10 protein-coding genes are annotated in these 12,646 nt (G+C 67.5%); all 10 read left to right on the top strand.

Annotated elements, in window-relative coordinates:
- Window positions 1-17: 17 nt before the first annotated feature.
- The 10 genes from pheS to argH all read left to right on the top strand — a co-directional run bounded on the left by pheS (window position 18) and on the right by argH (window position 12,638).
- On the top strand, window positions 18-1,061 hold the full coding sequence (gene pheS, locus HNR05_RS01135) for a phenylalanine--tRNA ligase subunit alpha (RefSeq protein ID WP_179580417.1): 1,044 nt from the start codon (window positions 18-20) through the stop codon (window positions 1,059-1,061).
- Complete coding sequence (pheT, locus tag HNR05_RS01140; protein WP_179577348.1) at window positions 1,061-3,610, top strand: phenylalanine--tRNA ligase subunit beta; 2,550 nt, start codon at window positions 1,061-1,063, stop codon at window positions 3,608-3,610. The genes pheS and pheT overlap by 1 nt, the downstream gene beginning before the upstream one ends.
- A gap of 530 nt (window positions 3,611-4,140) precedes the next feature.
- Window positions 4,141-5,196: an N-acetyl-gamma-glutamyl-phosphate reductase gene (gene argC, locus HNR05_RS01145; protein ID WP_179577349.1), complete on the top strand. Its 1,056-nt coding sequence runs from the start codon at window positions 4,141-4,143 to the stop codon at window positions 5,194-5,196.
- On the top strand, window positions 5,193-6,374 hold the full coding sequence (argJ, locus tag HNR05_RS01150; RefSeq protein WP_179577350.1) for a bifunctional glutamate N-acetyltransferase/amino-acid acetyltransferase ArgJ: 1,182 nt from the start codon (window positions 5,193-5,195) through the stop codon (window positions 6,372-6,374). The genes argC and argJ overlap by 4 nt, the downstream gene beginning before the upstream one ends.
- On the top strand, window positions 6,374-7,294 hold the full coding sequence (argB, locus tag HNR05_RS01155) for an acetylglutamate kinase (RefSeq protein ID WP_179577351.1): 921 nt from the start codon (window positions 6,374-6,376) through the stop codon (window positions 7,292-7,294). Before argJ ends, argB begins: the two co-directional genes overlap by 1 nt.
- A complete protein-coding gene (locus HNR05_RS01160) occupies window positions 7,291-8,505 on the top strand; it encodes an acetylornithine transaminase (RefSeq protein WP_179577352.1) in 1,215 nt (404 codons plus the stop codon). Before argB ends, HNR05_RS01160 begins: the two co-directional genes overlap by 4 nt.
- Window positions 8,506-8,564: 59 nt before the next feature.
- Entirely contained in the window at window positions 8,565-9,515 is a 951-nt protein-coding gene (gene argF / locus HNR05_RS01165) for an ornithine carbamoyltransferase (RefSeq protein WP_179580418.1), read from the top strand.
- A complete protein-coding gene (locus HNR05_RS01170) occupies window positions 9,467-9,895 on the top strand; it encodes a hypothetical protein (RefSeq protein ID WP_179577353.1) in 429 nt (142 codons plus the stop codon). Before argF ends, HNR05_RS01170 begins: the two co-directional genes overlap by 49 nt.
- Window positions 9,896-9,995: 100 nt before the next feature.
- Window positions 9,996-11,195 (top strand): argininosuccinate synthase, encoded by a 1,200-nt coding sequence (locus HNR05_RS01175; protein WP_179577354.1) that lies wholly within the window; start codon window positions 9,996-9,998, stop codon window positions 11,193-11,195.
- Window positions 11,196-11,201: 6 nt separating this feature from the next.
- Window positions 11,202-12,638 carry an argininosuccinate lyase gene (gene argH, locus HNR05_RS01180; RefSeq protein WP_179577355.1) on the top strand — a complete coding sequence of 479 codons (1,437 nt, stop codon included), beginning with the start codon at window positions 11,202-11,204 and terminating at the stop codon, window positions 12,636-12,638.
- The last annotated feature ends 8 nt before the right edge of the window (window positions 12,639-12,646 follow it).

Raw genomic sequence — 12,646 nt, forward strand, 5'->3', positions numbered from 1 at the left:
GTCTCGTGTCAGAGCCCATGAACAGCGACCCCGCTGAAATTACCGAATCAGGCGTGAGCGCGGCCGTCGACGCCGCACTCGCCGCCCTCTCCGCAGCCACCGATTCCGCTGCACTGAAGACCGTGCGCGCCGAGCACACCGCAGAAGGCTCGCCACTGGCGAAGCTCAACGCACTCATGCGCAGCGTGCCGAACGACCAGAAGGCGGCGGCCGGCAAGCTCGTCGGCGCGGCACGCGGTCGGGTGAACCAGGCGTTGGCCGAGCGGGAAGCCACAATCGTCGAGGCTGAGGCCACGGCCCAGCTGGCCGCCGAAGCCGTCGACGTCACCGCCGCGGCCAGCACCTGGCGTGCGGGGGCGCGGCATCCGCTCACCCTGCTGCAGGAGCGCATCGCCGACGTCTTCGTCGGAATGGGCTGGGAGGTTGCCGAAGGTCCCGAGCTGGAGAGCGAATGGTTCAACTTTGACGCCCTGAACTTTGACGAGGACCACCCGGCTCGCGCCATGCAGGACACGTTCTTCATCGAGCCGACGGATGCGCACCTCGTGCTGCGCACCCACACCTCACCCGTGCAGTTGCGTGCGCTGCTCGGCCGTGAGCTCCCCGTTTACGTCGTCGCGCCCGGCCGCGTCTACCGCACCGACGAGCTCGACGCCACCCACACTCCGGTCTTCACCCAGGTCGAGGGCATCGCCATCGACAAGGGCCTGACGATGGCGCACCTGCGCGGCACGCTCGACCACTTCGTGAAGTCGATGTTCGGTGACGAAGCCAAGGTGCGTTTGCGCCCCAACTACTTCCCGTTCACCGAGCCGAGCGCCGAACTCGACCTCTGGCATCCGACCTTCTCGGGCGGCGCGCGCTGGATCGAATGGGGCGGCTGCGGCATGGTGAATGCCAACGTTTTGCGTTCCGCAGGAATCGACCCGGAGGTGTACTCCGGGTTCGCCTTCGGCGTCGGCGTCGAGCGGGCACTGATGTTCAGAAACGATGTGAAGGATATGCACGACATGGTCGAAGGCGATGTTCGGTTCAGCCAGCAGTATGGGATGAACGTCTGATGCGCGTTCCTTTGAGCTGGCTCGGCGAGTACGTCGACCTGGAGCCCGGCACCACCCCCGAAGACATTCACGCCGCACTCGTGAGCGTGGGTCTCGAAGAAGAAGAGATCCACCGTTTCGATCTGTCCGGCCCGATCGTCGTCGGTCAGGTACTCGACTTCGTTGAGGAACCGCAGTCCAACGGCAAGACCATCCGCTGGTGCCAGGTGCGTGTTGCGCCCGAGGGCGTCGAACTGGCCGCCGACGGCGGCCCGGCCGTGCACGGCATCGTCTGCGGCGCCCTGAACTTCTTCCCCGGTGACAAGGTCGTCGTGACCCTGCCCGGCTCGGTGCTGCCCGGCCCGTTCCCGATCGCCGCCCGCAAGACCTACGGCCATGTCTCCGACGGCATGATCGCCTCGGCCCGCGAGCTCGGCCTCGGTGATGAGCATGACGGCATCCTGCGCCTGACCGAGCTGGGCCTCGACCCGGCGGTCGGCTCGGATGCCCTCAGCCTTCTGGGCTTGGACGATGCGGCCGTCGAGGTCAACGTGACGCCGGACCGCGGCTATGCGTTCTCGATCCGAGGCATTGCCCGCGAATACTCGCACGCAACGGGCGCGGCGTTCCGCGACCCGGCGCTCGCGATCGCGCCGATCACTCCGGCCTCCGAGTTCTCGGTGACCATCGCCGACGACGCGCCGATCCGCGGTCGTGTCGGCTGCAGCGTGTTCACCACGCGTGCGGTGCGCGGCGTTGACCCCACCCGGCCGTCGCCCGCGTGGATGATCGCGCGTTTGAAGTTGGCCGGCATCCGTTCGATCTCACTCCCGGTGGACATCGGCAACTACGTCATGCTCGAGCTCGGCCTGCCCGTGCACACCTACGACCTCGACAAGCTGACCGGCGGCATCACCGTGCGCCGGGCAACGCCGGGCGAAAAGATCGTCACGCTCGACGCTGTCACGCGCACGCTGAGCGGCGAAGATCTGCTGATCACCGACGAGTCGGGCCCCATCGGCCTGGCCGGAGTGATGGGTGGCGCAAGCACCGAAATCAGCGACACGACGACGAATGTGCTCGTCGAATCCGCCGTGTTCGACCCCGTGTCGATCGCCCGTGCGGCCCGCCGTCACAAGCTGCCGAGTGAGGCGTCGAAGCGCTTCGAACGCGGCGTCGACCCGGCCGTGTCGCCGGTGGCTGCCGCCCGTGTGGTGCAGCTGCTCGTGGAACTGGCCGGGGGAGTCGCCGACGATCTCGGTTCGCTGCACGACTCGACGCCGGAGGCCACGGCCATCGCCCTGCCGACCGAGTTCATCTCGGACCTGATCGGCCTCACGTACACGTCGGAGGAAGTGCGCACCTCGCTGGCCGAAATCGGCGCCTCGCTCGCCGAGACGGATGCCGGTCTGGCTGTGACGCCGCCGAGCTGGCGCCCGGACCTGACCGACAAATGGACGCTGGCCGAAGAGGTCGCCCGTATCGTCGGCTACGACCGCATCCCGTCGGTGTTGCCCATCGCCCCACCCGGGCGTGGACTCACGCGGCCGCAGACCCTGCGCCGCGCCGTCTCGAATACCCTGGCCGCCGCCGGGGCCACCGAGGTTCTCGCCTACCCGTTCGTCTCCGAGAAGCAGAACAACCTGTTCGGTGCGGCTGTCGCGGCTGCCTCGGGTGGGTCCATTCCGCAGATTCGCGTGGCCAATCCACTCGATGGCGAGGTGCCGTTCCTGCGCACCTCGATTGTGCCGGGACTGCTGCAGATCGCGCACCGCAACCGGTCACGCGGCCTGACCAACCTGGCGATCTTCGAGCAGGGACTCGTGTTCCGGCCCGAGGCCGGCGTCACCTACGGGGCCGCAGCGCTTCCGCCCGGAGCAGTGCGCCCGAGCACCGCCCTCGAAGCGGAATTGAATGCGGGCATCCCACCGCAGCCGCACTGGCTCGCCGCCGTGTTCACGGGAAACATCGTTGCGCACCAGCCCGGCCAGAACCCGGTTCCGGCGAGCTGGCAGGACGCCCTCGCCCTCGTCGCGCAGGTGTCTCTCGCGACCGGCGTGCAGATCCACGTGCGCCAGGGCGCGCACCAGGCGATGCACCCGGGCCGCACGGCCGAGCTGTCGATCACGACGGATGCCGGGGCTCTCGTCGTCGGGTACGCCGGTGAACTGTTGCCGGCCGTCGCCCGCGCGGCAGACCTGCCGAGCGTCGTCGCCGTGGCCGAGCTCGACCTGTCGGCCATCATCGAGAGTGGCGATGCCACGATCGTTGCACGCCCGGTCGAGACCATGCCGGCCGCCACGCAGGATCTTTCGCTCGTCGTCGACGAAGCGGTGCCGGCTGCCGACGTTCTCGCCGCGGTGCGCGATGGCGCGGGAGGCCTGCTCGAGAGCATCGAGCTCGTCGACGACTACCGGGGAACCGGTGTCGGCTCGGGCCTGAAGTCACTGACGTTTGCGCTGCGTTTCCGTGCATCCGACCGCACTCTGACCGCGGCTGAGGCCAGTGCGGCCAAGCTCGACGGCGTCTCGGTCGCGGCCGCGCGCTACAACGCCGCCATCCGCGAGTAGCCTTCCGTCTTTCGTTGATTGAGCGTGTCGAGATCCCGTGGCGGGGTCTCGACACGCTCGACCAGCGGGGTGGGCTCGACCTGCGGGTGGGCTCGACCTGCGGGGTCCCTGAGACGGGCGGAGTTCCGTTGATCGGCAGAGCTCCGTTGATCGAGCGTGTCGAGATCCGGTGTCGGGCGTTGAGGTCGGCTTGCGAGGTCTCGACGGGCTCGACCAGCGGGGTGGGCTCGACCAGCGGGGTCCCTGAGACGGGCGGAGCTCCGTTGATCGGCAGAGCTCCGTTGATCGAGCGTGTCGAGATCCGGTGTCGGGCGTTGAGGTCGGCTTGCGGGGTCTCGACGGGCTCGACCAGCAGGGTGGGCTCGACCGGCGGGTGGGCTCGACCGGCGGGGTCCCGGAGACGGGCGGAGTTCCGTTGATCGGCGGAGTTCCGTTGATCGAGCGTGTCGAGATCCGGTGTCGGGGTCTCGAGCCTGGGTCGCAGCAGGGAGGGCGCTCCACGCCGCCCGCGAGGCCGGTAGGTTTAATGCATGGCTTATTCGGTGGCAGTGGCGGGCGCGAGCGGTTATGCAGGCGGCGAGTTGCTGCGGCTGCTCGCCGGACACCCCGAGTTCGACGTGCGCACGGTTACCGCGAACAGCAACGCCGGCGCCCGTCTCCTCGACGTGCAGCCGCATCTGCGCTCCCTCGCCCACCTGACGTTGGTCGAAACCACGCCCGAGACCCTGTCCGGGCACGACATCGTCTTCCTCGCTCTGCCGCACGGCAAGTCCGGCGAGCTCACCTCTCACCTGCCCGCCGACACCCTCGTGGTCGACTGCGGCGCCGACCACCGGCTGGTCAGCGAAGAAGACTGGGCGGCGTTCTACGGCGGTGACTACTACGGCGCCTGGGCCTACGGCGTGCCCGAGCTGCCGCTGGCGGGCGGCGCCGCGGGCCAGAAACAACGCGACCGCCTCGTTGGCGCGCGCCGCATCGCGGCCCCCGGCTGCAATGCCAGCACGGTCTCGCTGGCCCTGGCCCCGGGCATCCGTGCCGGTGTGATCGAGGCCGCCGACATCGTCGCCGTTCTCGCTGTCGGTCCGTCGGGCGCCGGCAAGAGCCTCACCAACGCGAACCTCGCCTCGGAAATCCTCGGCTCGGCCAACCCCTACGCCATCGGCGGGGTACACCGGCACATTCCCGAAATTGCGCAGAATCTGCGCTGGGCCGGTGCCGTCGCCCCGACCATCTCGTTCACGCCGGTGATCGTGCCCATGTCGCGCGGCATCCTCGCCACCTCGACCGCGCGGATCGTGCCCGGCACGTCGGCTGCCGCCGTGCGCGCCGCCTGGGAAGAGGCCTACGCGAACGAGCCGTTCGTGCAGGTGTTGCCGGCCGGCCAGTTTCCGCGCACCGCCGATGTGCTGGGCGCGAACACAGCTTTGATCGGCCTGGCCGTCGATGAGGCCGCCGGTCGTGTCGTCACGGTCACGGCCGTCGACAACCTGGCCAAGGGCACCGCCGGTGCCGCGATCCAATCGGCCAATATTGCCCTCGGACTGCCCGAAACGTCGGGCCTCAGCGTGAATGGAGTTGCCCCGTGAGTGTCACCGCCCCCGCCGGTTTCGTCGCCGCCGGTGTCACCGCCGGACTCAAGAAGTCAGGTGGCCTCGACCTGGCCCTCGTGCAGAACCTCGGCCCGCTGCGCAGCGTCGCCACGGTCTTCACCCGCAACCGCTGCCAGGCGAACCCGGTCATCTGGAGCAAGCAGGTCATGGCTGACGGCACGGTCAGCGCCATCGTTCTGAACTCGGGGGGCGCCAACTGTTACACGGGCACCGCCGGCTTTCAGGTCACGCATGCCACTGCAGAGGCTGTCGCCGCCGCTCTCGAGATTGCAGCGGGCGACGTGCTCGTCTGTTCGACCGGTCTCATCGGCGAGCAGCTCGACCTCGGCAAGCTCACCGGTGGCGTCGCCGAAGCAAGTGCCCTGCTGAAAACGCCTGAAGCGGCATCCGCCGACGCCGGATTGGCCGCAGCGCAGGCCATCATGACCACTGACACCCGCCCCAAGCTCTCCGAACACCGCGCGCCGAGCGGCTGGTCGCTCGGCGGCATGGCCAAGGGAGCCGGAATGCTCGCTCCGGGCCTCGCGACAATGCTCGTCGTCATCACCACCGACGCCGTCCTCAGCTCGGCTCAGCTCGACGTGGCGCTCCGTGCGGCCACCCGCGTCACGTTCGACCGTCTTGACTCGGACGGTTGCATGTCCACCAACGACACGGTCAGCCTGCTCGGCTCGGGCGCCAGCGGCGTCGAAGCCGACCTGACCGAATTCACCGACGCGCTCATCGCATTGTGCGAAGACCTCACCCTTCAGTTGCAGGCCGACGCCGAGGGCGCCGCCCATGATGTCGCGATCACGGTGCAGAACGCACAGAGTGAAGACGAAGCTGTGCTGGTCGCCCGCGCGGTCTCACGCAGCAACCTGTTCAAGGCCGCCATCTACGGCAATGACCCCAATTGGGGCCGCGTGCTGGCCGCCGTCGGCACCGTAGACGAAGCCGACGCCGCCTTCGACCCGTACGGCATCGACGTCGCCATCAACGGCGTGCAGGTCTGCACGGCGGGGGAGCCCGATCAGCCGCGCGACCTCGTTGACCTCACCCCGCGGGCCGTCTCTGTCGTCATCGACCTGCATGCGGGCAACGCCACGGCCACGCTGTGGACGAATGACCTCACCCACGATTACGTCGAAGAGAACAGCGCGTACTCCAGCTGATGGCCGCCGACAGCACACTCATCCCGGAACAGAGCGACAACACCCCGGCCGAGGCAGCGGTCAAGGCCGCCACTCTGATCGAGTCGTTGCCCTGGCTCAAGCGTTTTCACGAGCAGATCATCGTCGTGAAGTTCGGCGGCAACGCCATGGTCAGCGAAGAGCTGCAGCGCGCGTTCGCCGAAGACATGGTCTACCTGCGTTATGCCGGTCTCCGCCCGGTCGTCGTGCACGGCGGTGGCCCGCAAATCTCGGCCATGCTCGAACGCCTCGGCATCGAGAGCGAGTTCCGCGGCGGCTACCGCGTGACCACGCCCGAAGCCATGGACGTGGTACGCATGGTGCTCACCGGCCAGATCAACCGCGATCTGGTCGGTCACATCAACGAGCACGGTCCGCTCGCCGCCGGCCTCTCCGGCGAAGACGCCGGCCTGTTCCGCGGCCGTCGACGCGGCGTCGTCCTTGACGGCATCGAGGTCGACCTGGGCCTCGTCGGCGACGTCATCGGCGTCGATCCGGAAGCGGTGCACACCCAGCTCAACGCCGGGCGCATCCCCGTGATCTCGTCGATTGCGCCCGACAGCGACGTGCCCGGGCAGTCGTTAAACATCAACGCGGATGCCGCCGCCGCCGCTCTCGCCGTGGCTCTCGGCGCCGCGAAACTCGTGATCCTCACCGATGTGGCCGGTCTCTACAGCGATTGGCCGAACCGCGACTCGCTTGTTTCAGGCATCGACACCGAGGCGCTCCGCGCCCTGCTGCCGAGCCTGGAGTCGGGCATGATCCCCAAGATGACGGCCTGCCTGGACGCGGTCGACGGCGGCGTTGAAAAGGCCGCGATCATCGACGGCCGCATCCCGCACTCGATCTTGCTCGAAGTGTTCACGCAAGACGGAATTGGCACCGAGGTGGTTTCAGTATGACCGAATCGACCCCGCAGACCGCGCAGACCCCGCAGACCGACTGGCGGACCCGCTACAGCAACGCGATGCTCCCCGTCTTCGGCATGCCGCTCGCGATGCTGGTGCGCGGGGAGGGGTGCTACGTCTGGGACGAGGATGGCACCGAGTACCTCGATTTTCTAGCCGGTATCGCCGTCAACGCGCTCGGCCACGCGCATCCGGCACTCGTAGCCGCAGTGAGCGAGCAGGTTTCCACCCTCGCCCACGTCTCGAACTACTTCGCCAGTCCGCCGCAGATCGAACTGGCCGAGCGGCTGCAGCGCCTCACGGGCGCCGGGGCGGAGGGCCGCGTCTTCTTCGCGAACTCGGGCACCGAGGCCAACGAGGCCGCATTCAAACTGGCCCGCCTCAACACGGGCGACGGTAGCCGCACTCGCATCGTCACCCTGCAGGATTCGTTCCACGGCCGCACCATGGCCGGCCTCGCGCTCTCGGGCAAGCCCGCCATGCGCGAGCCGTTCCTGCCGGTTCCGGCCGGTGTCGACCACATCGAACGCACGCTGGAGGCTCTCGAAGCCGCCATCGACGGCACGGTCTGCGCACTCGTGCTCGAACCCGTGCAGGGCGAAGCCGGTGTGCTTGATCTACCCGACGGCTTCCTTGCGCGCGCTCGGGAACTCTGCACCGAGCACGGCGTGCTGCTCATTCTCGACGAGATCCAGACCGGTATCGCCCGCACGGGCGACTGGTTTGCCTACCAGCGCGATGGCATCCTTCCCGATGCCCTCACTCTGGCCAAGGGTCTCGGCGGCGGTGTGCCGATCGGTGCGCTCGTCACGTTCGGTGCCGCATCCGACCTGTTCGCGCGCGGCCAGCACGGCTCGACCTTCGGCGGTAATCCGCTCGCAACGGCGGCGGCGAACGCGGTGCTCACCGTGATCGAAAACGACGACCTCGTCGCGAACGCAACGAAACGTGGCGAACAGTTGCGCGGCATCATTGCCGCGATCGACTCACCCCTCATCACCGAGGTGCGCGGACGCGGACTGTTGCTGGGCCTGGGACTGGCACGCCCGGTCGCGGCCGAGCTCGCCGCCGCGGCCCAGGCCCACGGCCTGATCGTGAACGCCCCGAACGACTCGACCATCAGGCTGGCCCCGCCGCTGATCGTCGACGACGCCGAGCTGGCCGAGTTCGAGCGACGATTCCGGGCTGCACTCGCCAGCCTCTAGAGTTGATTGATCCCCGCCGTCTGCCGTGTGAGCAGCAAGACATGACCGAAAGTGATCCCGTGACCCGCCACTTCCTGCGTGACGATGACCTCTCTCCGGCCGAACAGGCCGAGATTCTCGACCTGGCCGTGGAACTGAAACGAGACCGATTCGCGGTGCAGCCGCTCGCCGGGCCGCAGACCGTCGCGGTGATCTTTGACAAGTCATCGACCCGCACGCGCGTGTCGTTCGCCGTGGGTATCGCCGATCTCGGCGGCAGCCCGCTGATCATCTCGACCGCCAACAGTCAGCTGGGTGGCAAAGAGACCCCGTCCGATACCGCCCGCGTGCTCGAACGCATGGTCTCGGCCATCGTCTGGCGCACCTACGGCCAGGCCGGACTCGAAGAAATGGCTCGGGGCACCACCGTCCCCGTCGTCAACGCGCTTTCTGACGACTTTCACCCGTGCCAGCTGCTCGCCGACCTGCTCACCATGCGTGAGCACCGCGGCGACCTGGCCGGCCAAACATTGGTCTTCCTCGGCGATGGCGCCTGCAACATGGCCCAGTCCTACCTGCTCGCCGGCGCGACCGCCGGCATGCACGTGCGTATCGCCTCGCCAGCGGGGTACACGCCGAACGCGCAGGTCGTGGCGGATGCCGCATCCATCGCCGCGCAGACCGGCGGCTCCGTCGAGCTGTTCACTGACCCCGTCGCCGCCGTCACGGGTGTCGACATCGTCATCACCGACACCTGGGTGTCGATGGGTAAAGAAGAAGAGAAGGCTGCCCGTCTGGCCGACCTCGGCGCCTACCGCGTCGACGCTGCGCTGATGGCACACGCGAAGCCTGACGCCCACTTCATGCACTGCCTCCCGGCCGACCGCGGCTTCGAGGTCACCGCCGACGTGATCGACGGCGCACAGAGCATCATTTGGGACGAGGCCGAGAATCGTCTGCACGCTCAGAAGGCGCTACTCGTGTGGCTGCTGGCGCAGAACTCGCAGAACACCTCCTCGAACGCGGCCTGATCGTGGCGGCAACAGACCGGGCTTCCTTGGATACCGCAGCCGATCACCTCGACCGGATCGACGGCATCCTGAATCAGGCCGACACCGACGATGAGGCGGTCCTCGCCGCGGTCGCCCCCGAACTCGCTGCGGCGCTCGACGCCATCGCGCAGGTGAGTCCGGCTGCGCGCAGCGGCGTGATCGACGAGAGCGATCTGCTCGAACTCGGCCGGCTGCGAGACCGAATCGGCGGCGCGGATGCTGGCGCCACAGCATCCGACACCGCCGCACCCCGGGCATTGCGCACCGTACTCACCACAGCGCTGATCGAACTCGAAGCCGACGTGCACGACCTGCTCGCCGACCTCGCAGACCTCGACGACGCGTCAGACCACGACTGACGAGGCCGTCCGTACCACCCGGCCTGGGCCAGGCCTCCAGGACCGGCATTCGTCCGTAACCTGCGTAAACTCAAACTGATCACTTTTCTGAAGGAGAACCATGGCTGAACGTATCGTCCTTGCCTATTCGGGCGGACTCGACACCTCTGTCGGCATCGGCTGGCTCAAGGATGCGACCGGCAAGGAGGTCGTCGCCCTCGCCGTCGACGTGGGGCAGGGCGGCGAGAACATGGATGACATTCGTCAGCGTGCCCTTGACTGCGGTGCCGTCGAATCGATCGTCGTCGACGCGAAAGACGAGTTCGCCAACGATTACATCGTTCCCGCGCTCAAGGCCAACGCCCTCTACCAGAAGCGTTACCCGCTGGTGTCGGCGCTCAGCCGCCCGCTGATCGCCAAGTATCTCGCCTCGACCGCCAAAGACCTCGGCGCAGACTCCGTCGCGCACGGCTGCACCGGCAAGGGCAACGACCAGGTGCGTTTCGAGGCGGCCGTGGCTGCCCTCGCACCCGACTTGACCAGCATCGCCCCCGTGCGCGACCTCGCGCTCACCCGCGACAAGGCCATCATCTACGCCGAGCAGCACAACCTGCCGATCCAGCAGTCGAAGAAGAACCCGTACTCCATTGACAAGAACGTCTGGGGCCGCGCTGTCGAGACCGGATTCCTGGAAGACCCATGGAACGCTCCGATCGAAGACCTCTATGAGTACACCCAAGACCCGAGCGTGCACCGCGAGGCCGATGAGGTCGTCATCACGTTCGACCAGGGCGTACCGATCGCCATCGATGGCGTGCCGCACACCCCGCTCGAGATGGTGGTGGCCATGAACGCCCTCGCCGGCAAGCACGGCGTCGGACGCCTCGACATGGTCGAAGACCGTCTCGTCGGCATCAAGAGCCGTGAGGTCTACGAGGCTCCGGCCGGCATCGCCTTGATCGCCGCGCACGAAGAGCTCGAAAACCTCACCCTCGAACGCGACCAGAACCGTTACAAGCGCACCATCGAGTCCACGTGGTCGGAGCTCGTCTATGACGGACTCTGGTTCTCGGGTCTCAAGCGTTCGCTCGACGCGTTCATCGACCACACCCAGAAGTACGTCTCGGGCGACATCCGTCTGAAGCTGCAGGGCGGCACCGCCGTCGTCACCGGCCGCAAGTCGGAGCAGAGCCTGTACGACTTCAGCCTCGCCACCTACGACACCGGTGACACCTTCGACCAGTCGCTGGCCAAGGGCTTCATCGACCTGTGGTCGCTGCCGAGCAAGATCTCGGCTCGCCGCGATCTCGCCGGCCAGTAGGCGACCATGGCCGTCGACGACAGCGCAAACCGTGCCGGTGAAGCAGGCGCCCTCTGGGGTGGCCGCTTCGCCGGCGGTCCGTCGCCCGAACTGGCTCGGCTAAGCAAGTCGACTCATTTCGACTGGCAGTTGGCCGAGTACGACATCCGCGGATCCCGTGCTCACGCGCGTGCCCTGGCCGCGGCGGGCTATCTGACGAGCGACGAGCTCGTGGGCATGGTTACCGCCCTGGACGCTCTCGAAGCGGCCGTTGTGACCGGACGGTTCTTGCCGGCCGAGAGCGACGAAGACGTGCACTCCGCGCTCGAGCGCGGGCTGATCGACCTGACCGGCGTCGAACTGGGCGGCAAGCTGCGCGCCGGCCGCAGCCGCAATGACCAGATCGCCACGCTCATCCGTCTGCTGTTGCGCGACCACGCGGCGACGCTGTCGCAGCTTCTGATCGAGCTCATCGACGCCTTGGCGGCGCAAGCCGAGGTGCACGCCGACGCGATTATGCCGGGCCGGACCCACCTGCAGCATGCTCAGCCGGTGCTGCTCGCACACCACCTGCTGGCGCACTGCTGGCCGATCGTGCGCGATCTCGAGCGGTTCGCGGATTGGGGTCGACGCGCCGACTTCTCTCCGTACGGCTCGGGGGCCCTCGCGGGCAACACCCTCGGCCTCGACGCGCGACTGGTCGCGACCGATCTCGGGTTCGGGGCTGTCGTCGAAAATTCGATCGATGGCACCGCGAGCCGCGACCTGGTTGCGGAGTTCGCCTATATCACGGCGCAGATCGGCATCGACCTGTCGCGTTTGGCCGAAGAGATCATTCTCTGGAACACCAAGGAATTCGGTTTCGTCACCCTCGACGACGCCTATTCCACCGGGTCGTCGATCATGCCGCAGAAGAAGAATCCCGACATCGCCGAGCTTGCGCGCGGTAAGTCGGGCCGGTTGATCGGCAACCTGACCGGGCTACTGACCACGCTCAAGGGACTGCCGCTCGCATATAACCGTGACCTGCAAGAAGACAAAGAGCCGGTTTTTGACTCGATCGAGACGCTCGAGGTTCTGCTGCCTGCCTTCACCGGCATGGTGGCGACCCTGCGTTTTCACACCGACCGCATGGCCGAACTGGCGCCGCAGGGCTTCTCCTTGGCCACGGATGTCGCCGAGTGGCTCGTGAAGCGTCACGTCACGTTCCGTGATGCGCACGAGATCACCGGTTCGCTGGTGAAATACGCCGAAGAGCACGACCTCGAGCTGCATGAGGTCGACGATGCCGCGCTGCAGTCGATCTCGGAACATCTCGTGCCTGCGGTGCGTGAGGTTCTGACCATTCGCGGTTCCGTCGAAAGCCGTGACGGCCAGGGCGGTACCGCACCGGTGCGCGTTGCCGAGCAGCGTGCCCACCTGATGGAGCGCGTGCGTACCCTGGCATCGGCACTCACGGCGTAGTTCGACAC

It is taken from the genome of Leifsonia psychrotolerans, assembly GCF_013410665.1.
In the GTDB taxonomy this organism is placed as follows: domain Bacteria; phylum Actinomycetota; class Actinomycetes; order Actinomycetales; family Microbacteriaceae; genus Cryobacterium; species Cryobacterium psychrotolerans_A.

What these genes read in the sequence shown, in the direction of transcription:
- argB (WP_179577351.1), top strand. Translation starts at nt 6,374, where the DNA reads ATGGCCGCCGACAGCACACTCATCCCGGAACAGAGCGACAACACCCCG.
- HNR05_RS01175 (WP_179577354.1), top strand. Translation starts at nt 9,996, where the DNA reads ATGGCTGAACGTATCGTCCTTGCCTATTCGGGCGGACTCGACACCTCT.
- pheT (WP_179577348.1), top strand. Translation starts at nt 1,061, where the DNA reads ATGCGCGTTCCTTTGAGCTGGCTCGGCGAGTACGTCGACCTGGAGCCC.
- HNR05_RS01160 (WP_179577352.1), top strand. Translation starts at nt 7,291, where the DNA reads ATGACCGAATCGACCCCGCAGACCGCGCAGACCCCGCAGACCGACTGG.
- pheS (WP_179580417.1), top strand. Translation starts at nt 18, where the DNA reads ATGAACAGCGACCCCGCTGAAATTACCGAATCAGGCGTGAGCGCGGCC.
- argH (WP_179577355.1), top strand. Translation starts at nt 11,202, where the DNA reads ATGGCCGTCGACGACAGCGCAAACCGTGCCGGTGAAGCAGGCGCCCTC.
- argC (WP_179577349.1), top strand. Translation starts at nt 4,141, where the DNA reads ATGGCTTATTCGGTGGCAGTGGCGGGCGCGAGCGGTTATGCAGGCGGC.